The 20,420-nt window shown below is 69.8% G+C and carries 21 protein-coding genes; 18 read left to right on the plus strand and 3 right to left on the minus strand.

The window, feature by feature from the left end:
• Positions 1-12: 12 nt before the first annotated feature.
• Positions 13-1,338, minus strand: a complete 1,326-nt coding sequence (gene purB / locus CKY28_RS01200; RefSeq protein WP_095996508.1) for an adenylosuccinate lyase — start codon at positions 1,336-1,338, stop codon at positions 13-15.
• Between the two features lie 178 nt (positions 1,339-1,516).
• Between purB and CKY28_RS01205 the strand changes: the two genes are divergently transcribed.
• Complete coding sequence (locus CKY28_RS01205; protein ID WP_095996509.1) at positions 1,517-1,891, plus strand: PLC family EF-hand domain-containing protein; 375 nt, start codon at positions 1,517-1,519, stop codon at positions 1,889-1,891.
• 3 nt (positions 1,892-1,894) lie between these two features.
• Here CKY28_RS01205 and radC read toward each other — a convergent pair whose 3' ends face one another.
• The gene (radC, locus tag CKY28_RS01210; RefSeq protein ID WP_095996510.1) at positions 1,895-2,599 is read right to left on the minus strand and encodes a RadC family protein; all 705 of its coding nucleotides are present in this window, start codon (positions 2,597-2,599) and stop codon (positions 1,895-1,897) included.
• 92 nt (positions 2,600-2,691) lie between these two features.
• On the opposite strand from radC, the gene CKY28_RS01215 reads away from it, so the two are divergent.
• From CKY28_RS01215 to CKY28_RS01285, 15 genes are all read left to right on the plus strand, one after another.
• Entirely contained in the window at positions 2,692-5,802 is a 3,111-nt protein-coding gene (locus CKY28_RS01215) for an intermembrane phospholipid transport YdbH family protein (protein ID WP_095996511.1), read from the plus strand.
• On the plus strand, positions 5,799-5,984 hold the full coding sequence (locus CKY28_RS01220; protein WP_425442474.1) for a YnbE family lipoprotein: 186 nt from the start codon (positions 5,799-5,801) through the stop codon (positions 5,982-5,984). Before CKY28_RS01215 ends, CKY28_RS01220 begins: the two co-directional genes overlap by 4 nt.
• Positions 5,984-6,361 (plus strand): YdbL family probable chaperone protein, encoded by a 378-nt coding sequence (locus CKY28_RS01225; RefSeq protein WP_095996512.1) that lies wholly within the window; start codon positions 5,984-5,986, stop codon positions 6,359-6,361. The genes CKY28_RS01220 and CKY28_RS01225 overlap by 1 nt, the downstream gene beginning before the upstream one ends.
• A 191-nt stretch (positions 6,362-6,552) precedes the next feature.
• Positions 6,553-6,873, plus strand: coding sequence for an AtpZ/AtpI family protein (locus CKY28_RS01230; RefSeq protein ID WP_095996513.1), 321 nt, complete (start codon positions 6,553-6,555; stop codon positions 6,871-6,873).
• 41 nt (positions 6,874-6,914) lie between these two features.
• Entirely contained in the window at positions 6,915-7,706 is a 792-nt protein-coding gene (locus CKY28_RS01235; protein ID WP_176472909.1) for a F0F1 ATP synthase subunit A, read from the plus strand.
• Positions 7,707-7,746: 40 nt separating this feature from the next.
• Positions 7,747-7,974, plus strand: a complete 228-nt coding sequence (locus tag CKY28_RS01240) for a F0F1 ATP synthase subunit C (protein WP_095996515.1) — start codon at positions 7,747-7,749, stop codon at positions 7,972-7,974.
• A 74-nt stretch (positions 7,975-8,048) separates the two neighbouring features.
• Entirely contained in the window at positions 8,049-8,543 is a 495-nt protein-coding gene (locus CKY28_RS01245; protein WP_095996516.1) for a F0F1 ATP synthase subunit B family protein, read from the plus strand.
• Positions 8,536-9,162 (plus strand): F0F1 ATP synthase subunit B family protein, encoded by a 627-nt coding sequence (locus tag CKY28_RS01250; protein ID WP_095996517.1) that lies wholly within the window; start codon positions 8,536-8,538, stop codon positions 9,160-9,162. Before CKY28_RS01245 ends, CKY28_RS01250 begins: the two co-directional genes overlap by 8 nt.
• Positions 9,163-9,281: 119 nt before the next feature.
• Positions 9,282-9,602 carry a DMT family transporter gene (locus CKY28_RS01255; protein ID WP_095996518.1) on the plus strand — a complete coding sequence of 107 codons (321 nt, stop codon included), beginning with the start codon at positions 9,282-9,284 and terminating at the stop codon, positions 9,600-9,602.
• A gap of 59 nt (positions 9,603-9,661) precedes the next feature.
• Positions 9,662-11,464: a DUF885 domain-containing protein gene (locus CKY28_RS01260; RefSeq protein WP_095996519.1), complete on the plus strand. Its 1,803-nt coding sequence runs from the start codon at positions 9,662-9,664 to the stop codon at positions 11,462-11,464.
• Between the two features lie 33 nt (positions 11,465-11,497).
• Positions 11,498-13,420 (plus strand): excinuclease ABC subunit UvrC, encoded by a 1,923-nt coding sequence (uvrC, locus tag CKY28_RS01265; protein ID WP_095996520.1) that lies wholly within the window; start codon positions 11,498-11,500, stop codon positions 13,418-13,420.
• A 34-nt stretch (positions 13,421-13,454) separates the two neighbouring features.
• Positions 13,455-14,402 (plus strand): polysaccharide deacetylase family protein, encoded by a 948-nt coding sequence (locus CKY28_RS01270; protein WP_095996521.1) that lies wholly within the window; start codon positions 13,455-13,457, stop codon positions 14,400-14,402.
• Entirely contained in the window at positions 14,402-15,295 is an 894-nt protein-coding gene (locus tag CKY28_RS01275) for a GNAT family N-acetyltransferase (protein WP_245841481.1), read from the plus strand. Before CKY28_RS01270 ends, CKY28_RS01275 begins: the two co-directional genes overlap by 1 nt.
• A 39-nt stretch (positions 15,296-15,334) precedes the next feature.
• Positions 15,335-16,066: a DNA repair protein RecO gene (gene recO, locus CKY28_RS01280; protein ID WP_095996523.1), complete on the plus strand. Its 732-nt coding sequence runs from the start codon at positions 15,335-15,337 to the stop codon at positions 16,064-16,066.
• Between the two features lie 30 nt (positions 16,067-16,096).
• Entirely contained in the window at positions 16,097-17,224 is a 1,128-nt protein-coding gene (locus tag CKY28_RS01285) for a glycosyltransferase (protein ID WP_245841483.1), read from the plus strand.
• A gap of 143 nt (positions 17,225-17,367) precedes the next feature.
• Here the strand turns inward: CKY28_RS01285 and CKY28_RS01290 are convergent, their stop codons facing one another.
• Positions 17,368-18,597 carry a glycosyltransferase family 39 protein gene (locus CKY28_RS01290; protein ID WP_095996524.1) on the minus strand — a complete coding sequence of 410 codons (1,230 nt, stop codon included), beginning with the start codon at positions 18,595-18,597 and terminating at the stop codon, positions 17,368-17,370.
• Positions 18,598-18,814: 217 nt separating this feature from the next.
• On the opposite strand from CKY28_RS01290, the gene CKY28_RS01295 reads away from it, so the two are divergent.
• Positions 18,815-20,020, plus strand: a complete 1,206-nt coding sequence (locus tag CKY28_RS01295; protein WP_095996525.1) for a trans-sulfuration enzyme family protein — start codon at positions 18,815-18,817, stop codon at positions 20,018-20,020.
• Positions 20,020-20,418 (plus strand): Co2+/Mg2+ efflux protein ApaG, encoded by a 399-nt coding sequence (apaG, locus tag CKY28_RS01300; RefSeq protein ID WP_095996526.1) that lies wholly within the window; start codon positions 20,020-20,022, stop codon positions 20,416-20,418. Before CKY28_RS01295 ends, apaG begins: the two co-directional genes overlap by 1 nt.
• Positions 20,419-20,420 lie beyond the last annotated feature (2 nt).

Here is a 20,420-nt window from a genome sequence, read left to right on the forward strand (position 1 = left end):
CGGATGCACTCGTCAGGCGGGTTCCGCACTCCCGAACACGCGGGCGAAGATCGTATCGACATGCTTGAGGTGGTAGCCGAGGTCGAACTTGTCCTCGATCTCCTGCGCGGAAAGGGCGGCGGTCACCTCCGGGTCGGCCAGGAGCAGGTCCTTGAGCGAGAGCGCGCCGTCGCTCTCCCATACGCGCATCGCGTTGCGCTGGACGAGGCGGTAGCTGTCCTCGCGATTGACGCCGGCTTGCGTCAGCGCGAGCAGCACGCGCTGCGAGTGGATGAGGCCGCCCATGCGGTCCATGTTCCGCTGCATGCGATCGGGGTAGACGAGCAGCTTGTCCACTACGCCGGTCAGGCGGGCGAGGGCGAAGTCGAGCGTGACCGTCGCGTCGGGACCGATGTAGCGTTCCACGGACGAGTGGCTGATGTCGCGCTCGTGCCAGAGCGCGACGTTCTCGAGCGCGGGCGTGACGTAGCCGCGGACCATGCGGGCGAGGCCGGTGAGGTTCTCGGTCAGCACCGGGTTGCGCTTGTGCGGCATCGCCGACGAGCCCTTCTGGCCGGGGGAGAAATACTCCTCGGCCTCGAGCACCTCGGTGCGCTGGAGGTGGCGGACCTCGGTCGCGAGCCGTTCGATCGAGCCGGCGATCACCCCCAAGGTGGCGAAGAACATCGCGTGGCGGTCGCGGGGGATGACCTGCGTCGAGACCGGCTCGGGCGTGAGGCCCAGCTTGGCCGCGACGTGCTCCTCGACGCGGGGATCGATGTTGGCGAAGGTGCCGACCGCGCCGGAGATCGCGCAGGTGGCCACGTCGGTTCGAGCGGCGGCGAGGCGGTCGCGGTGGCGCGCGAACTCGGCGTGCGCTTGGGCGAGCTTGAGGCCGAACGTGACCGGCTCGGCGTGGATGCCATGGCTACGGCCGATGTTGGGGGTGAGCTTGTGCTCGTAGGCGCGGCGCTTGAGCACGGCCAGGAGCTGGTCGAGGTCCGAGAGCAGGATGTCGGCGGCGTGCGCGAGCTGCACCGCTAAGCAGGTGTCGAGCACGTCGGAGGAGGTCATGCCCTGGTGCATGAAGCGCGCTTCGTCGCCGACCTGCTCGGCGACCCAGGTCAGGAAAGCGATGACGTCGTGCTTGGTCACCGCCTCGATCGCGTCGATGCGCTCGACATCTATTGTGGGGTCCGTCGCCCACCAGCGCCACAGCGCTTCCGCCGCGCTTTTCGGCACTACGCCGAGGTCGGCGAGCGCGTCGGTCGCGTGCGCCTCGATCTCGAACCAGATCCGGTAGCGCGACTCGGGCGTCCAGATCGCGACCATGTCGGGGCGGGCGTAGCGGGGGACCATTTACATCCTGACGGCTGGATTGAGACCGGGCGGGCGTTAGCAGGGATGGGTGGCGGCCTACAAACGACGCGACGCCGCAACTATATGCTAAACATCCACGTAGCTGGTCGAGCAAAGACCGCGTGATCGGCGCGTCGAGCCTAAGTCACGCCGGAGCTCGGCTTGGAAAGGACATGGGATGAGGAAGTTTCTTCTCGCGGCCGCGACTCTCGTCGCCGCTCCCGTATCGGCGCAGCAGGCGACGGCGCCCGCGCAGAACGGCGTCACGTCGGGCGCGGGCTCGATCACGACTGCGCCGGTCGCCACTTCGGCGGACGTCGCCTCCATCGTCGCGCGCGAGTTCCCGTCCTACGACCGCGACCGCGACGGCTCGCTGAACCAGAACGAGTTCGGTGAGTGGATGGTGAAACTTAAGACGATCGCCGACCCGAACGTGCGCGCAGACGCGCCTTCGACCAAGACCTGGCTTAACGCCGCGTTCGCGCAGGCGGACTCGGACAAGTCGCGGTCGCTGACGCTGGGCGAGCTGACGGGCTTTCTTTCGCCCGCTTGAGGATCAGATCAGGCCCTGGACGCGGAGGCTGACATGGCCGTTCGCGCCGATGATCAGGTGGTCGTGGACGGCGATGCCGAGCGGCTTGCCCGCCTGGACGACCGCGCGGGTGATGTCGATATCGGCGCGGCTGGGCGAGGGGTCGCCCGAAGGGTGGTTATGGACGAGGATGATCGCCGCCGAGCCTAGGTCGATCGCGCGACGGATCACCTCGCGGACGTAGACGGCGGCCTGGTCGGTCGTGCCGCGGCTCATCAGCTCGTCGCGGATCAGCATGTTTTTGGTGTTGAGGTGGAGCACGCGGACATGCTCCACGCTCTCGTGTGAGAGCCCCGCGCGCAGATAGTCGAGCAGCGCCTGCCAGTTCGACAGCACCGGCCTTTCGGCGATGGGCGCGCGGAGCAGGCGAAGGGCGGCGGCTTGCGCGATCTTCACCGCGGCGACCGAGGTCTCGCCCATGCCGTCGACGCGCCGCAGCGCCTCGCCGTCCGCCGTCAGCACGCCGCCCACGCCGCCGAACTCGCGCAGCAGGCGCTTGGCGAGCGGCTTGGTGTCGCGGCGCGGGATGGCGAGCGCGAGGAGGTACTCGATCAGCTCATGGTCGAGCAGCGCGTCGCCGCCGCCGGTCGCGAGCCGCTGGCGCAGGCGGGCGCGGTGGCCGGCCCCATCGTTAACGGCTTCGTTCTCTGCGGGGTCGGCGTCGGCCATTGCTCGGGAGCCTAGGGCGGCGGTTCACGCGATTGCAAGGACCGTCGCGCCATGCGAACGCCCGAACCTGAGTTAGTCCACGGAGCGACGCGTTGACGGAGGAGAGCGACGGCAGCCCAGCCCGCCCGGCCCGCCGTCGCCTGCGCGTCGCGCTCACCGTCCTCTCCGCGCTGGTCGTGCTGCTCGCCGGGTCGTGGCTGCTGCGCATTCCGATCGCGGGCCGCGCGATCGACCGCGAGCTGGCGAGCGCGGGCGTTCCGGCGCGCTATAATGTCGAGACCTTGGAACTCGGGCGGCAGCGGCTGACGGACGTCGTCATCGGCGACCCGGAGCGGCCCGACCTCGTCGCCGACTGGATCGAAACGGGCACGCGGCTGAGCTGGAGCGGGGCGACGGTCACCGCGGTGCGCGCGGGGCATGTGCGGTTACGCGGGCGACTGGTGGACGGGCGCGTGTCGCTGGGCGCGATCGACCGGCTGCTGCCGCCGCCGTCGGGCAAACCCTTCGCGCTGCCCCGGCTGTTCCTGGACGTGGCGGACGCGCGGATCAGGTTGGAGACGCCGATGGGCGTCGTCGGCCTGCGCCTGAGCGGGCGCGGGCGGCTGGACGACGGGTTCGACGGGCGGCTCGCGGCGGTGAGCCGGCGCGTGGAGGCGGGCGGTTGCGTCGCGCTGGGCGTGGCGGCGGCGACGCGGGTGAGCGTGAGCGACACCGCACCGACGGTCGACGGGCCGGTGCGCGCGGCGCGGCTGGTCTGCGAGGGCGGGTCGGCGGAGGCGGTGCGGACGGACGCGCGCGTGGCGTTCACGCCGGCGCTGGACGGCTGGCGCGGGTCGGCGCGGCTCGCGACGGGCGCGATCGCGGCGGAGGTGGCGCGGGCGGCGTCGGCGTCGGGGAGCGTGAGCTTTGACGGCGATGCGCGTGCGACGGCGGGACGGGCGGAGTTGGCCCTGGCGGGGCTGGCGAGCGAGCCGGCGACGGCGCGGCGGCTGGCGCTCAGGGGTGAATATCGGATCGGCGACGGCGTGGCGTTCGACGGACGCGTGCGGGGCGAGGGTGTTGCGGCGAGTGGCGTGCGGCTCGATGCGGACGCGCTGGCGGGTACGCCGCTGGAGCCCATCGCACGGCAAGTCGCCGCCGCGGCGGCGCAGGCGGGCCGGGCGTTCGCGGTCGACATGGGCCTGACGGTCGACACGCGCGAGGGGCTGGCGATCGAGGTAGCGGAGCTTGCGGCAAGATCGGCGAGTGGCGCGCGGGTGCGGCTCGACGGCGGAGAGGGGGTGAGCTGGTCGCGCGCGGGGCTGCTCGTCGACGGGACGGCGCTGGTGAGCGGGGGCGGGCTGCCCGGCATGCGCGTGTCGCTCGACCAGGCCGCGCCGGGTGCGCCGATCGGCGGGCTGGCGCGGGTCGCCGCCTATGAGGCGGGCGGGGCGAGGCTGGCGCTGACGCCCGTCTCGTTCACCGCAGCGGGCGGCGGGGCTACGCGGATCGCCACCACGGCGACGCTGTCGGGACCGATCGGCGACGGACGCGTGGATGGTCTTACGATGCCGCTGAACTTGGTGTGGGACGGCGGGAACCGGCTCGCGATCAATCCGGGCTGCACGCCGGCGTCGCTCGATCGGCTCCGGGTGGCGGGGCTGACGCTCGCGCCGACGCGGCTGCGCCTGTGCGCGACCGAGGGCACGCTCATGCGGGTGGCGGACGGGCGCGTGACCGGCGGCGCAAGTATCGTCGCGCCGCGCATCGCCGGGCGATTGGGCGCGACGCCTGTCGAGTTGGCGGCGAGCGGGGGCGAGGTGTCGCTCGCCGGCCGGGGCTTCACCTTGCGCGACGTGGCGGCTCGGCTGGGCAGCCCGGGGCGTGTCACGCGTATCGACGTTGGGCGATTGCAGGGCCGTATCAGCGGCGGCGCGGTCGCGGGCACGTTCGCCGGCACGGGTGGGCGGATCGCCAACGTGCCGCTGCTGCTGTCGGACGCGGCGGGCGAGTGGCGGCTGGCAGGCGGCGTCCTCACGCTAGGCGGCGCGACCACCGTCACCGACGCGGAGCAGCGGCGGTTCGAGCCGCTGCTGAGCCCCGACGTGGCGTTCCGGCTGGCGGACAACCGCATTTGGATGACGGGCACGCTGGTCGAGCCGACGACGCGGACGGAGGTCGCGGACGTGCGGATCGCGCACGACCTGCCAAGCGGCCGCGGGGAGGCGCTGCTCGATGTGCCGGGCGTGACGTTCACCGAGCGGCTGCAGCCGGAGGCGCTGACGCCGCTGACCTTCGGTGTGATCGCCGACGTGCGCGGCACGGTGCGCGGCGAGGGGCGGATTGCCTGGTCGCCGCAGGCGGTGACGAGCAGCGGCGAGTTCCGCACCGACGACACCGACCTGGCGGCGGCATTCGGACCCGTGGAGGGGCTGGCGACCACCATCCGCTTCACCGACCTGCTCCAGCTCCGCTCCGCTCCGGGGCAGGTCGCGACGGTGCGCTCGATCAACCCGGGCGTGCGGGTGACCGACGGCGTGATCCGGTACCAGACGCTGCCCGAAACGCGCGTGCAGGTGGAGGGCGGGCGCTGGCCGTTCGCGGGCGGCGAGCTCAGGCTGGAGCCGACGCTACTCGACTTCTCGCAGCCCGTGCCCAAGCGGCTGACCTTCCGCGTGACGGCTATGGAGGCGGCGCAGTTCCTGCAGCAGTTCGAGTTCGAAAACATCAACGCCACGGGCGTGTTCGACGGCGTGCTGCCCATGGTGTTCGACGAGCGGAGCGGGCGCGTGGAGGGCGGCAGCCTGGTCGTGCGGCCCGGCGGCGGTACGCTCGCCTATGTCGGCGAGCTGACGCAGCGCGAGCTCGGCTTCTGGGGCGACCTCGCGTTCCAGGCGCTGAAGTCAATCCGCTATCAAAATCTGACCATCGGCGTGAACGGGCCGCTGGCGGGCGAGATGGTGACGGACGTGCGCTTCGCGGGCGTGAGCCAGGGCGAGGGTGCCAAGTCGAACTTCATCGTCCGCCGGCTCCAGCGGCTGCCCTTCGTGTTCAACATCCGGATCAAGGCGCCTTTCCGCAGCCTGATCGACTCGGCCGCGAGCTTCTACGACCCGAAGCGGCTCATCCAGCGCAACCTGCCGGCGCTGTTGATGGAGCAGAACAAGCGCGCCGCGCCGCCGCAACCACAGGTTCAGCCTCCCGCAAGCAGGAAAATGCCATGAAGGTGATGATGAGAGTCGCGACCATATCGGGGCTGATCGCGGCGTTGCCGGGATGCGTGAACATCACTGCGCCCGACAAGCCGATCCAGATCAATCTCAATATCAACGTGACGCAGGAAGTCGTGTATAGGTTGGACAACGAGGCCAAGTCCTTGATCCAGCAGAATCCGAGGATCTTCTGATGCGCAGGCGGAATTGGGTGATGGCGGTGGCGGCGATTGCGGCGGTGGGCGTCGCGGGAGCCGCTTGGGCGCAGCGTGATCCGGCCTACGCGGCGGCGCGCTCGGCGGGGCAGGTGGGCGAGCAGCCCGACGGCTATCTGGGCGTGGTGTCCGGCGGTGCGGACGTCCGCGCGCTGGTCAACAAGATCAACATTCAGCGCAAGGCGGCGTACACGCAGAAGGCGCAGGAGAGCGGGGCCACCGTCGAGCAGTTGGCGTTCACCAGCGGCTGCAACCTGATCGCGCAGACCGCGCCGGGGGAGAAGTACCGGACGCCGGGCGGGGCCTGGGCGACGCGCGGCGCGGGTGCGCCGGAGCGGGACCCGCGGTGCGTTTGAGGTGGTGTCCTAACATCCCGAAGTGAGGCCCGACGTGGGAGCAAGTCCCACGTCGTCGAACGTCGGCTGACGCCGACGCCGGCCGGGCCGGGGCCTGTTGACAGGCCCCAAGCCCCTGCTAAACGGCCCGTGCCTTGGCGGGGTCGCTCGCCGCTCGTGCGTTCCCCTTAGCATGTTCGAAGGAGGACCGCGTGGCGGAGAACGGTTCCGGACGGGATTCCCGGAGTGCGGAAGACCCGCGGCTGGACGCGCTGGATGACCGGCTGCGCGAGGCCCGGCGTCGCGAAGCGTTGCGGACGGGGCAGGTGCGCGAGGAGGCCGACCGCGGCTACTCGCAAGGCAACCGCGTCCTCGCCGCGCTCATCGGGAGCCTCGTCGGCAGCGCGCTGATCGGCTGGCTCATCGACCGCTGGTTCGGCACGACGCCCTGGGCGCTGATCGTGATGCTGTTCCTCGGGATAGCCGTCGCGTTCAGGCAGATCATCAGGATTTCAGGCGAGCGCCCGGAGTAACCCGGGCGCTTTCCGTATCAAGCGAGGCATGGGCTACCGTCGTGGCGGAACAAAGCGGCAGAATCGACCCGATGCACCAGTTCCTCATCGAACCGGCGTTCGGTGAGCAGCGCTGGATCGTCGGCGGCTATGACCTGACGTTCACCAATTCGGCGCTCTGGATGGTGATCACGCTCGGCGCGCTGTGGCTGTTCGTGCTGCTCGGCTCCCGCCGCGAGCTGGTGCCCGGCCGCTGGCAGATGGCCGTGGAGAGCTTCACCGGCTTCATCCAGAACATGCTGACGTCGAACATCGGGCCCGAAGGCAAGCGCTTCGTGCCCTATGTCTTCTCGCTCTTCATGTTCATCCTGTTCGCCAACGTGCTGGGATTGCTGCCCTTCGGCGTCATCCCCGGCGTGCACCCCTTCACCGTCACCAGCCACCTGACGGTCACGGGCGTGCTGGCGATCATCAGCTTCGCCATCGTGCTGATCGTCGGCTTCGGGCGGCACGGCTTCCACTTCTTCTCGCTCTTCGTGCCGCACGGCACGCCGGCGCTGATGATTCCGCTGATCTTCGTCGTCGAGCTCCTGAGCTTCCTGGTGCGTCCTTTCTCGCTGGGTCTGCGACTATTCGTCGCGATGACCGCGGGGCACATCCTGCTGAAGGTGCTCGCCGCCTTCGTCATCAACGGCATCAATCTCGGCCCGGCTTACGCCGCGATCATCACGGTGCCGAGCTTCATCCTGATGATCGGCATCACGCTCCTCGAGCTGCTGGTCGCCGCCATCCAGGCATACGTCTTCGCGCTGCTGACGTCCGTCTATCTGAACGACGCCGTCAATCTGCACTGAGTTTCGTCCTTCTCTTCAACATTTCCCACAGGAGTTTCAGATGGATCAAGAAGCCGCCAAGCTGCTCGGCGCCGGTCTCGCCGCGATCGGCATGGGCATCGCCGCCCTGGGCGTGGGCAACGTGTTCGCGTCATTCCTCGAGGGCGCGCTGCGCAATCCCGGCGCCGCCGACAGCCAGCAGGGCCGCCTCTTCATCGGCTTCGCGGGCGCCGAGCTTCTGGGTCTGCTCGCGTTCGTGACGATGATCATCCTGGTGTTCGTCGCCTGACCGGCCGGCCGGAATAGCCGGCCGGCTTGGCCGGTCGGCGTTCCGGTTCGACGTCACAGGTCCGGGAAATCGCCATGCCTCAGATTGAACAGATCGCAGCGACCTACGCGTCGCAGATCTTCTGGCTGCTCGTCACGTTCGGCGCCGTGTATTTCGGCATCGGCAAGCTGATGGTGCCGAAGATCCAGGCCGCCGTGGAGAGCCGCGACCAGCGCATCGCGGCCGATCTCGCCGCGGCGGAAGCGGCTCGCCGCGCCGCCGACGAGACGGAGGAGGCGTGGCGCGTCGAAATGGACCAGGCGCGCGCCGCCGCTCAAGCGGAGACCACTGCCGCCAAGGCGCGGGCGACCGCCGCCATGGAGACGCAGGTCAAGGCCGCCGACGGCGAGCTCGCGATGCGCTTGGCCCACCACGACCGCGCGGTTGCGGAGGCCAAGAGCGCGGCGATGGGCAATCTAGAGGCGATCGCCGCCGACGCCGCGCGCGACTTGGTGGCGAAGCTGTCCGGGGCGCAGGTCAGCCCCGAAGCCGCGAACGCGGCGGTGCGCAGGGTGATGGTCAATGGCTAACCACGGCAGCCCCGCCGCCAATCTGGCCGACGCGGCGGAGAACACGCCGCTGACGAACGAGAACGCCGGTCACGGCGGCGACGCGCTGACGGGCGAGGTCAGCGACGGCGGCACGCACACCGCCGAAGCGACCGCCTTCTTCCTCGATACCACGGGCTGGGTTGGCCTCGCGTCGCTGGTCGTGCTGCTCCTGATGCTGTTCAAGGGCGTGCCCAAGCTGATCGGCCGCTCGCTCGACGGGCGCATCGCCGAGATCCGCCGGCAGCTCGACGACGCGGCGCGGCTGCGCGCCGAGGCGGAGGCTCTGCGCGCCGAGTATCAGAGCAAGGCCGCGTCCGCGCACAACGATGCGGAGACGATCCGCTCCCACGCGCACAACGAGGCGCACGCGATCATCGCCAAGGCCAAGAAGGACGCGGAGGAGCTGATGGCCCGCCGCGCCAAGATGGCCGAGGACAAGATCGCCGCCGCCGAGCGCACCGCGATGGCGGAGGTCCGCGCCACCGCCGCCGACGCCGCGGTCAAGGCCGCCGCGCTGCTGATGCGCGAGAACCTGGACGCGCAGACGGATCGGGCGCTGGTGGATCGGACGATCTTGGGGCTCGGGCGAGCGGCCTAAGATTTGACAGCGGGACCCCGGCTCAAGGCCGGGGTGACGGGAGTGGAAGCAGCCGCAACCTCCCTCGTCACCCCGGCCTTGAGCCGGGGTCCCGCTTTTTTCGTCAACGGAGATCGCCCATGTCCTGGCTCATCCTCGTGCTCGCGGTGCTGACGGAGATCTGCTGGGCGCTCAGCCTGAAATGGGCGTCGAACGTCGGCACCTGGGCCGCGGCGGTCGTGCCGGTGGTGCTGAGCTTCGCGACGATGGGCATGCTCGCGCTCGCGATGCGCGGTCTGCCGGCGGGGACGGCCTATTCGATCTGGAGCGGGCTGGGCGCGGTGGGCGTGATCCTCGGCGGCATCCTGCTGTTCGGCGAGCGGGTGAGCCTGGCGCAGGGCTGCTTCATGGCGCTGACGGTGGTCGGCGTGGTCGGGACCAAGCTGCTCTCGCCCGCCTGATTGACCGTGCGGCGCCGCCGCTCCTATCGCTCCTGAAAAGGTAATCGGGAGCGGAGTTTATGGATCGTCGTCAGTTCATGGCCGGAGCGGGCACGGCCGCGCTGATGGCGTCGGGCGGCGTGGGGGCTCAGGCTCCCGCCACCGACGAAGATGCGCGGTTGCGCACGCTGCTCGACCGCTTCTTCTACGACCGGCTGCAGGACAGCCCGGAGTCGGCCACGAGCCTCGGCCTCGACACGGGCGAGCGAACGGCGCTGAAGTCGCAATTGTCGGACCGCTCGATCGCGCGGCGGACGCGCGACCTGGCGCGGGCCAAGGCGGAGCGCGCCGAACTGCGCCGCGTCAACCGCGGCGCGCTCTCGGAGGCGTCGCGGCTCGACTATGACGTGGTCGACTATCAGCTCGACCGCGCCATCTCCGGCGGCGAGCGCTTCACCTATGGCGGCGGCACGGGGCGGTATGCGCCTTATGTGCTGAGCCAGCTGACCGGCGCGTACCGCGACGTGCCGGACTTCCTCGACACGCAGCATCGCGTCGCGAACGCCGCGGACGCCGACGCCTATCTCGCACGCCTGTCGGCCCTTCCGAAGGCGATCGACGACGAGACCGAGCGCCAGCGCGCCGACGCAGCGCGCGGGGTGTTCGCGCCCGACTTCCTGCTCGACACCACGCTCCGGCAGATGGGATCATTCCGCGACCAGCCCGCGGCCCAGTCGATGCCGGTGACCTCGTTCGCCGCCAAGCTGCGGACCGCAAACCTGACGCAGGATTACGCGGCGAAGGCGGCAAATATCGTCGAGCGCGACGTCTTCCCCGCGCTTGACCGCCAGCGCGCGCTCGTGACCGATCTCCGGAGCAAGGCGACGCACGACGTGGGCGCGTGGCGACTGCCCGACGGCGACGCCTATTATGCCGCGGCGGCGGAGGCGGCGAGCACCGTCCGGCTCACCGGCGATCAGATCCACCGCATGGGGCTGGAGCAGGTCGCCGAGATCGCCAGCCGCATCGACGCGATCCTGAAGACGCAAGGCATGTCGCAGGGCAGCGTCGGCGAGCGGCTGGTCGCGCTCAACAAGCGGCCCGACCAGCTCTTCCCCAACACCGACCCGGGCCGCGAGGCTTTACTGGCGGAGCTCAACAAACAGGTGCGCGCGATGCAGGCGCGGCTGCCGGAGGCGTTCTCCGTCATTCCCAAGGCGCCGGTCGAGGTCCGCCGCGTGCCGCCCGCGATCCAGGCGGGTGCGCCGGGCGGCTACTATCAGGCGGCGACGCTCGACGGGTCCAGGCCCGGCATCTACTTCATCAACCTGCGCGACACGTTCGACCGGCCGAAGTTCGGGCTGGCAACGCTGTCGTACCACGAAGCGGTGCCGGGTCATCACCACCAGGTCATGACCGCGCTCGAATCCGCGTCGATCCCGCTCATCCGCCGGCGCGGCGGGTTCAGCGGCTATTCGGAAGGTTGGGCGCTCTACTCGGAGCAGCTCGCCGACGAAATGGGAATGTACGAGGGCGACCCGCTCGGGCGCGTTGGGTACCTCCAGTCGCTGCTGTTCCGTGCGACGCGGTTGGTCGTCGATAGCGGCCTGCACGCCAAGCGCTGGAGCCGCGAAAAGGCGACCGACTACCTGATCGCCACCACCGGCATCGCGCGCGGCCGCAGCCAGGGCGAGATCGACCGCTACTGCGCCTGGCCGGGTCAGGCGACGAGCTACAAGATCGGCCATTCGGTCTGGGTGCGCCTGCGCGACGAGGCGAGGAAGCGGCCGGGGTTCGACCTCAAGCGCTTCCACGACGTGCTGACGCTGGGCGCGATGCCGCTGACCGTGCTCGAGCGCGTGGTGAAGGAGCGCATGGCCTAGCGTCCGACTCCTCGGATTCCTAAGTGCCGCCAGATGGATGTGACGAGTACGCCCGACCGCTTCAACGAGGAGAAATCCGCGTTCACCGTTCGCGGATCGGACACGCCCGACCTCGATGCTGGCGTAGCCGCGATCCGCAACGTACTGAAGACGTTGCCGTTACGGCCCGGCGTCTACCGGATGCAGGACGCCAAGGGCGAGGTGCTGTACGTCGGCAAGGCGCGGCAGCTGAAGCAGCGCGTGGCCAATTACACGCAGATCAACGGCCTGCCGCGACGGTTGCAGCGCATGGTGTCGCAGACGCGCGCCATGACGATCGTCACGACCAACAACGAGGCGGAGGCGCTGCTGCTCGAGGCGCAGCTGATCAAGCGCTACCGCCCGCCCTACAACGTCCTGCTGCGCGACGATAAGTCGTTCCCGTTCATCCTGCTCCGCGCCGACCACGACTTCCCGCGCGTGCAGAAGCATCGCGGCGTGCGCCGGTTCGAGGGCAATTACTACGGCCCGTTCGCGAGCGCGGGGTCGGTGACGAACACGCTCAACGCGCTGCAGAAGCTGTTCCTGCTCCGGAGCTGCACGGACGCGTTTTTCAAGACGCGCGACCGGCCGTGCCTGCTCTACCAGATCAAGCGCTGTTCGGCGCCGTGCACGGGGCGTATCGACAAGGACGGCTACGCCGAGCTCGTCGCGGACGCCAAAGACTTCCTGGCTGGCAAGTCGACCAAGGTGCAGGCAAAGCTTGGGAGCCAGATGCAGGCGGCGGCGGAGGCGATGGATTTCGAGCTCGCCGCGGTGCTGCGCGATCGGCTCAGGGCGCTGACGTTCGTGCAGGGCACGCAGGCGATCAACGCGGAGGGCGTGGGCGACGCGGACATCTTCGCGATGGCGAACCGCGAGGGCGTGATCGGTATCCAGGCCTTCTTCATCCGCGGCGGACAAAATTGGGGCCATCGCAGTTTCTTCCCCCAACACACTACCGAGGTGCCCGAGGAGGAGGTGTTCGTGCAGTTCCTCGCCCAGTTCTACGAGGAGGTGCCGCCGCCCAAGACGATCCTGCTCGACCGCGAGTTGCCGGGCGGCGAGTTGCTGGGGCAGGCGCTCGGCGAGCGCGCCGGGTTCAAGGTGGCGCTGTCGGTGCCGCAGCGCGGCGACCGCCGACGGTTGATGGATCAGGCCAAGCGTAACGCCGTCGAGGCGCTGGAGCGGCGCGCGGCCGAGTCGACGACGCAGGCGCGGCTGATGCAGGAGGTGGCGAACCTGTTCGAGCTACCCGAGCCGCCCGACCGGATCGAGGTGTACGACAACAGCCACATCCAGGGCACCAACGCGCTCGGTGCGATGGTGGTCGCGGGGCCGGAAGGGTTTCGCAAGGGCCAGTACCGCAAGTTCAACATCAAGCGCGCGGAGACCAAGCCGGGCGACGACTACGCCATGATGCGCGAGGTGTTCGAGCGCCGTTTCGCGCGGGCGCGGGCGGAGGACCCGGACCGCGACTCGGGCGAGTGGCCCGACCTGGTGCTGATCGACGGCGGGCGCGGGCAGCTAAACGCCGCGCGCGAGACGCTGGAGGACATGGGCATCGAGGACGTGTGCCTTGTCGGCGTCGCCAAGGGCCCGCATCACGGGCGTGAGGGGCGCGAGGTGTTTCACCTGATGGACGGGCGCGAGCTGACGCTGCCGACCAACTCGCCGACGCTCTTCTACCTGCAGCGGTTGCGCGACGAGGTGCACCGGTTCGCGATCGGCGCGCATCGCGAGAAGCGGCGCAAGGCGATCGGCGCGAGCCCGCTGGACGAGGTGCCGGGCATCGGGCCCGCGCGCAAGAAGGCGCTGCTGATGCACTTCGGCACTGCGCGCGCGGTCAGGAACGCGAGCCTCGACGATCTGAAGCGCGCGCCCGGCGTGTCGGCGGCGGTGGCGCAGCAGGTGTACGATTTCTATCACGCCCGGTAGCGCTTCCTTCACGCGGCCGCGCTAGTCCGCGCGGGTGACTACCGTCTTCCTGACCGTCGATACCGAGTTCGCCTGGCGTCATCACGTCGATGGGCTGCCCGTGCCGGAGATCCATCGCCGCTCGATCGAGCCGGCGGACGTGGGCGTCGCATACCAGCTCGCGCGAATGGCGGAGCATAGGCTGAAGGGCTGCTTCTTCGTCGATCCTATGCCGGCGGTGACGTACGGCGTGGACGCGGTGCGGCGGTTCGTCGCGCCGATCTTGGAGGCGGGGCAGGAGGTGCAGCTGCACCTGCATCCGAACTGGGCGGCGGCGCGGCCGGGCGACCGGGGCGAGGTCGAGGTGCGGTTCGAGCTGTGCGACTATCTCGAAGCGGAGCAGCGGGCGTTGATTGCGCGAGCGACGGAGCTGTTGGTCGCGGCGGGCGCGCCGGAGCCGGTCGCGTTTCGGGCCGGGAGCTACGCGGCGGACGATCGGACGTTGGCGGCGCTGGCGGCGCTCGGCTTCGCGTATGACAGCAGCCATAACGGTGCGTTCCATCCTTGGCCGTGCAAAACGAGCTTCGACCGACGGCGGATCGCGCCGGTGGAGCAGGGCGTGGTCGAGGTGCCGGTGACCGTCATCGAGGATGCGTCGGGGAGCCTGCGCACGGCGCAGATCTGCGCGCTGTCGACGGGCGAGATGCGGGCCATGCTGGAGCATGCGGTCGCGGAGGAACATGCGGCGGTGACGATCGTCAGCCATAGCTTCGAGCTGGCGGCACGGGGCGGGCTCAAGGCGAACAGGGTGCATGTGCGGCGGTTCGACGCGCTGTGCGCGATGTTGGCGGAGCGGCGGGACGTGCTGCCGACGGCGCACTTCCGGGACCGGCCGGCGTTGCCGCTGGACCGGGACGACAAGCCGCTCGGGCCGAGCGCGCTGAGGCGGCGGTGGCGGCAGGCGGAGCAGCTTTGGTCGAACCTGGTGGAGGAGCGCGCCTAGTGTCGCTGCGCTTCCAGATTGGGGCGCGGACCCTGTTCTCGATCCCGCGGCGGCTGGAGCGGGTGGCGGTGTCGCTGGACGAAGCAGTGGCGGGGAAGGTGCCGAAGGTGCCGCGCCTAGCGGGGTCGCAGGACGGATTTCTGATTACGTCGCTGCCGGAAATGCTTGTCGGTGAGGTAGTTGGGAGAGGTTTCTTCTACGCTGTGCGACAGCGCTACACCCGGTATTACGCCACCTTCGAGGATCTTCGGTATGATCAGTGGCTGGCGGGATTGAGCGGGAACGCGCGGTCGGGGTTGAGACGCAAGCAGAAGAAGCTTGCGCAACATGCTGACGGGATGATGATCAGGTCGTTCCGCTTGCCGGACGAGATGGCGGAGTTCCATGCGCTTGCGCGGCCGGTGGCGATCGTGACGTATCAGGAGCGGCTGATGGGCATGGGTCTGCCGAACGGCCCTGAGTTCGTGGCCGAGATGCGCGCGCTGGCGGCGGAGGATCGGGCGCGCGCTTGGCTGATGACGCTAGGCGGGCGGGCGATCGCTTACCTGTGGTGCTCGGCGGAGGGCTACGCATTGCGCTACGACTATGTCGGGCATGATCCCGCGTACTCGGAGCTGTCGCCGGGGACGGTGCTGCACGCGGCGGCGTTCGAGGAGCTGTTCGCCGAACAGCGGTTCAAGCGGTTCGACTTCACGGAAGGCGAAGGGCAGCACAAGCGCCAGTTCGCGACGGACGGGGTGGCGTGCGTGGACCTGTTGCTGCTCCGCGACACGGTCGCGAACCGGGCGGCGGTGGGCGCGGTCGAGGCGTTCGACCGGGCGGTGGACGTCGCCAAGCGGCTGGCCGAGCGGCCCGCATTCGCGACGCTGGCGAGGCGGGGGCGACGGGCCTGAAACGTTGCCGAAACGGCTCGCAATCGCCACCTAAGGGCCATGCACATCCGTGCCGAGGCGATCGTCCTCTCCACCCGCAATCACGGCGAGCACGGCGCGGTCGCGCGCGCCTTGACGCGCGAGCACGGCGTGCAGCCCGGCTATGTGCGCGGCGGGCGGTCGCGGCGGATCAGGCCCGTGCTGCAGCCCGCGAACCTGGTGCTGGGCGAGTGGCGGGCGCGGACGGGCGAGCAGCTGGCGGGGCTGACGGTCGAGCTGGTCCATAGCCGCGCGGCGCTATTCGAGGAGCCGTTGCCCGCGGCGGCGCTGCAATGGGCGACGGCGCTCGCCGCGGCAGCGCTGCCGGAGGCGCAGCCCTATCCGCACATCTTCGATGCGCTGTCGGCGACGCTGGACGCGATCGAGGCGGCGCCGTCGGCGCGCGGCTGGGCGGCGGCGCTGGCGCGGTACGAACTGGTGGTGCTCGCGGAACTGGGGTTCGGGCTCGACCTGGAGCGGTGCGTCGTCACGGGCGAGGAGGACGAGCTGGCGTTCGTTAGCCCGCGGAGCGGCGGCGCGGTGTCGCGGGGCGCCGCGTGCGGCTATGAGGCCAAGCTGCTCGCGCTGCCGCCGTTCCTGCGCGAGGGCGGGACGGCGGAGTGGGCGGACATCTTCGCGGCGCTGAAGCTGTCCGAGCACTTCCTGTCGCGCGACGTGCTGGTCGAGCGGGCGACGGATACGCTGGCAGCGCGGACGCGGCTCGTCGATCGGTTGCGGCGCGCGGTTGCCTGACGTGACGTAGCCCGGCATGTCGGGCGCGCCGTGAACCACATTACCGCAGGTCTGACCGGCGTCCGGGCGCTGGAGCTCGCCGTCGTCGTGCCGACGTTCAACGAGCGCGGCAACGTGCCGCTGCTCGTCGAGCAGTTGGAGGCGGCGCTGCAGGGCGTCGCGTGGGAGGTGGTGTTCGTCGACGACGACAGCCCCGACGGCACCGCGGAGGCCGCGCGCGAGCTGGCGCGGCGCGATCCGCGCGTGCGGGTGATCCAGCGGATCGGGCGGCGCGGACTGTCCACCGCGTGCATCGAAGGGATGTGCGCGACCGCCGCGCCGGTCGTGGCGGTGATCGACGGCGACCTCCAGCACGACGAGGCACTGCTGCCGCGGATGCTGCGCGCGTTGCAAGAGGATGCGGCGCTGGACGTGGTCGTGGGGTCGCGCTTCGTCGCGGGCGGCGGTACGGGCGAGTGGGATCGGGATCGTGTGGCGAAGTCCGCTTTCGCGACCAGGCTTTCGCGGCGGGTATTGAGAGCCGATCTGAAGGACCCGATGAGCGGTTTCTTCGCGATCCGGACGGAGATCGTGCGGCGGCTGGCGCCCGAGCTGTCGGGGATCGGCTTCAAGATCCTGCTCGACCTGATGACGGCGTCACGCAGGCCGCTGCGCTTCGTCGAGCTGCCGTACACGTTCCGAACGCGGGCGGTCGGCGAGAGCAAGCTCGATCACGTGGTCGCGATGGAGTACCTCATCGCGTTGTGGGACCGCATGGTGGGGCGGATCGTGCCGGCGCGGTTCGCGCTGTTTTGCCTGATCGGGCTGATCGGCGTCGTGCCGCATATGGCCGTGCTGGCGCTGATGCACGCCGGGCTGGGCGTGGGCTTCCGGACGGCGCAGATCGCGGCGACGGGGGTGGCGATGACGGCCAACTTCTTCCTCAACAACGCGCTGACCTATCGCGATGCGCGGTTGAAGGGCGCGCGGGCGCTGTTCGGGGGATGGGTGTCGTTCTGCCTGGCCTGTTCGGTGGGGGCGGTGGCGAATGTGGGCGTGGCGGACTTCCTGCACGGGGTGCGTGCGGGGGCGTGGGTCGTACCGGCGCTGGCGGGGATCGCGGTAAGCGCGGTGTGGAATTACGCGCTGTCGTCTCGGTTCGTCTGGGGGCGGTACTAGGGAGAGCCGCCCACCCGTCGCCCCGGCCTTGAGCCGGGGTCCATGCGCGGCACTTCAGTTTGCGAAGGCGCTTCCAAGCAAGCGGACGCGCATGGATGCCGGATCAAGTCCGGCATGACGAGGAAGAGGGTAGGAATAGCGGCTCACACCCAGGTCTCGAACCAGGTCCAGCGGCGGAACGCGCCGGGGTTGGGGAGAGCGTCGGCCGAGAGGATGGGGTAGAAGTAGAGGAAGAGACCGGCCGCCAGCGCCAGGAATGACTCGTCCCAGCTCTCGAGCTTGCCGCGCATGTAGCGGTGCGCGGCGGCGGCGAGGGCGATAGAGAGGAAGATGCTGGGGAGGTAGTAATAATAGAAGAAACCCAGCGACTTGGGGATAATCGCCCATACGCCGTATGAGCCGATCCAGAGCGCCGCGGCGCCGCCGAGTTTCCAGTCGCGGTCACGCAGGAAGGCCCACGCGCAGGCGGCGACGGCGATCAGGCCGCCCCACATGACCGCTGGATTGCCGACGAGCAGGATGCCGCGTTGTGCGCCGTCGACGGGCTCGTAAAGATACCAGATGGGGCGGAGGAGGAGCGGCCAGCTCCACCATTGCGACTGGTAGGTGTGGGGGCTCAAGACCTGCGTCTGGAGCTGGTACATTTCGAGCTGGAACGGGATCAGCGTCGCGAGCGTGAGCGGGCGGGCGGCGTAGAAGAAGGCGGGGGCGAAGGTCAGGAAGTAGGTGGCGATGCTGACGACGCCGAGGATCGCGAGCCCGCCGACGATGCTCAGGCCCGGCCAGAGATCGGGGCGTCGCCATTTGAGCAGCAGGAACGCCGCACCCGCATAGGCGACATAGGGCGCGGCCGCCCATTTCACGCCGACGGCCAGGCCGAGCAACGTGCTGCTGACTGTCCACCACAGGCGCGGGCGGCTGCGCGTCGCCTGGAGCATCGCCGCGACCGCGAGCACGACGAACGCCGCCATGAAACCGTCGAGCATTGCGATGCGCGCGTGGACGAAGATCGTGAAGTTGAAGAGCGCGAACAATGCCCCGAACGCGGCGGTGCGGACGCTGGCGAACAGGCGGAGCAGGATGGCGTACACGCCGAGCACGGTGGCGGTGCCGGCCACTGTCGAGAGCGCGCGCCAGCCCACGGGGTTGTCGCCGAACAACGCCATGCCGGCGGCGATGAGCGTCTTTCCGAGCAGCGGGTGCTCTGTGTTGACGGGGTGCGAGAGCGCCAGGATGGCGCGGGCGGCGGGGACGTAGTGGATCTCGTCGAAGACGAGGATGGCGGGGGTGCCGAGGCCGTAGGAGAAGAGCGCCTGGGCGGCGAAGGCGAGGAGGATGGCGACGGGGAGGGGGCGGGATAGGAAGGCGGGCACGGGGGGTGTCCTGCCTTGGGTGGGCGGGCCCGCGCAAGTTCCTCCCCGTCACCCCGGACTTGTTCCGGAGTCCATCGTAGTGCGCATGATCCGATCGGTGTGCGCGTACGACGATGGACCCCGGAACAAGTCCGGGGTGACCGTTGTGGGGCCTGACGAGAGGTGCACCCCCACTGCGGGCTTGCCCGTACGATCCTGCCCCGGCAAAGGCTGGGGCATGAAGCGTCTTTCCGGACAGGACCGTGAGCTCACCGCCAAGTGGCGGCCCGCGACGCGTGCGGTGCGCGGGGGGACGGCGCGGACGGAGCATGGGGAGACGTCGGAGGCGTTGTTCCTGACGTCGGGCTACACATACGAGCGCGCGGGCGACGCGGCGGCGCGGTTCGCGGGCGAGCAGGTCGGCATGACCTATTCGCGGCTGCAGAACCCGACGGTCGAGATGCTGGAGCACCGCATCGCGCTGATGGAGGGCGCGGAGGCGTGCCGGACGACCGCGACGGGCATGGCGGCGATGACGGCGGCGCTGCTCTGCCAGCTGTCGGCGGGCGACCACATGGTCGGCGGGCGCGCGGCGTTCGGGTCGTGCCGCTGGCTGACCGACACGCTGCTGCCGCGGTTCGGGATCGAGACGACGGTGGTGGACGCGCGCGACCCGCAGCAATTCGCGGACGCGATCAGGCCCAACACCAAGGTCTTCTTCTTCGAGACGCCTGCTAACCCCACCATGGATGTGGTTGATCTCAGGGCGGTTTGCGACCTCGCCAGGCGGCACGGGATCACCACCGTCGTCGACAACGCGTTCGCCACGCCCGCGCTGCAGCGGCCGATGGAGTGGGGCGCGGACGTGACCGCTTATTCGGCGACCAAGATGATGGACGGGCAGGGGCGCGTGCTCGCGGGCGCGGTGTGCGGGACGCGCGCCTTTATCGACGACGTGCTGCTGCCCTTCACGCGCAACACGGGACCGACGCTGTCGCCGTTCAACGCCTGGGTGGTGCTGAAGGGGCTGGAGACGCTGGACCTGCGCATCCGGCGACAGTCGGACAACGCGCTGGAGGTAGGGCGCTTTCTGGAGGGCCGGGTGCCGCGCATCCTGCACCCCGGTCTGCCGAGCCATCCGCAGCATAATCTGGCATGCAAGCAGATGGACGCGTGCGGGCCGATCTTCGCGTTCGAGGTGGAGGGGCGCGAACAGGCGCACGCGCTGCTCGACGCGCTGGAGCTGATCGACATCTCGAACAACATCGGCGACGCGCGGTCGCTGATGACGCACCCGGCCTCGACCACGCACGCCAGCGTCGCGCCCGACAAGCGCGAGGAGATGGGCGTCACCGAGGGGCTGCTCCGGCTCAACGTGGGGCTGGAGGACGCGGCCGACCTCCTCGACGACCTCGACCAGGCGTTGGGGAGGGCGGGCCTGTGATGAAGGCCTTCTTCCCGCAGGCGGCGACGACGCGCGGAATCACCGTGCGCGTGTCGGTGAGCTACCTTCCCGAGCAGTCGGAGCCGCGGCGCGGGCGCTGGTTCTGGGCGTACCACATCCGCATCGAGAATGAGGGCGACCAGCCCGTGCAGCTGCTGACGCGGCACTGGATCATCACCGACGGGCGCGGGGCGCGGCACACGGTTGAGGGCGAAGGCGTGGTCGGCGAGCAGCCGATGATCGAGCCGGGCGCGAGCTACGATTACGTCTCCGGTTGTCCGCTCGCGACGCCGACGGGGGCGATGCAGGGCAGCTACCACATGGTCGCCGCCGACGGGGCGAGCTTCGACGTGGCGATCCCGAAATTCGCGCTGGTCGCGCCGGCCGTGGCCGAGTGAGG

This window comes from Sphingomonas lenta (assembly GCF_002288825.1).
Classification (GTDB): Bacteria; Pseudomonadota; Alphaproteobacteria; order Sphingomonadales; family Sphingomonadaceae; genus Sphingomonas; species Sphingomonas lenta.

Bases quoted from the DNA above. Each gene is read 5' to 3' on its own strand.
- CKY28_RS01250 (WP_095996517.1), top strand. From the start codon at position 8,536: ATGGCTAACCACGGCAGCCCCGCCGCCAATCTGGCCGACGCGGCGGAG.
- radC (WP_095996510.1), bottom strand. From the start codon at position 2,599: ATGGCCGACGCCGACCCCGCAGAGAACGAAGCCGTTAACGATGGGGCC.
- CKY28_RS01220 (WP_425442474.1), top strand. From the start codon at position 5,799: ATGAAGGTGATGATGAGAGTCGCGACCATATCGGGGCTGATCGCGGCG.
- CKY28_RS01240 (WP_095996515.1), top strand. From the start codon at position 7,747: ATGGATCAAGAAGCCGCCAAGCTGCTCGGCGCCGGTCTCGCCGCGATC.
- CKY28_RS01295 (WP_095996525.1), top strand. From the start codon at position 18,815: ATGAAGCGTCTTTCCGGACAGGACCGTGAGCTCACCGCCAAGTGGCGG.
- CKY28_RS01245 (WP_095996516.1), top strand. From the start codon at position 8,049: ATGCCTCAGATTGAACAGATCGCAGCGACCTACGCGTCGCAGATCTTC.
- uvrC (WP_095996520.1), top strand. From the start codon at position 11,498: ATGGATGTGACGAGTACGCCCGACCGCTTCAACGAGGAGAAATCCGCG.
- apaG (WP_095996526.1), top strand. From the start codon at position 20,020: ATGAAGGCCTTCTTCCCGCAGGCGGCGACGACGCGCGGAATCACCGTG.
- CKY28_RS01205 (WP_095996509.1), top strand. From the start codon at position 1,517: ATGAGGAAGTTTCTTCTCGCGGCCGCGACTCTCGTCGCCGCTCCCGTA.
- CKY28_RS01225 (WP_095996512.1), top strand. From the start codon at position 5,984: ATGCGCAGGCGGAATTGGGTGATGGCGGTGGCGGCGATTGCGGCGGTG.
- CKY28_RS01255 (WP_095996518.1), top strand. From the start codon at position 9,282: ATGTCCTGGCTCATCCTCGTGCTCGCGGTGCTGACGGAGATCTGCTGG.
- CKY28_RS01260 (WP_095996519.1), top strand. From the start codon at position 9,662: ATGGATCGTCGTCAGTTCATGGCCGGAGCGGGCACGGCCGCGCTGATG.
- purB (WP_095996508.1), bottom strand. From the start codon at position 1,338: ATGGTCCCCCGCTACGCCCGCCCCGACATGGTCGCGATCTGGACGCCC.
- recO (WP_095996523.1), top strand. From the start codon at position 15,335: ATGCACATCCGTGCCGAGGCGATCGTCCTCTCCACCCGCAATCACGGC.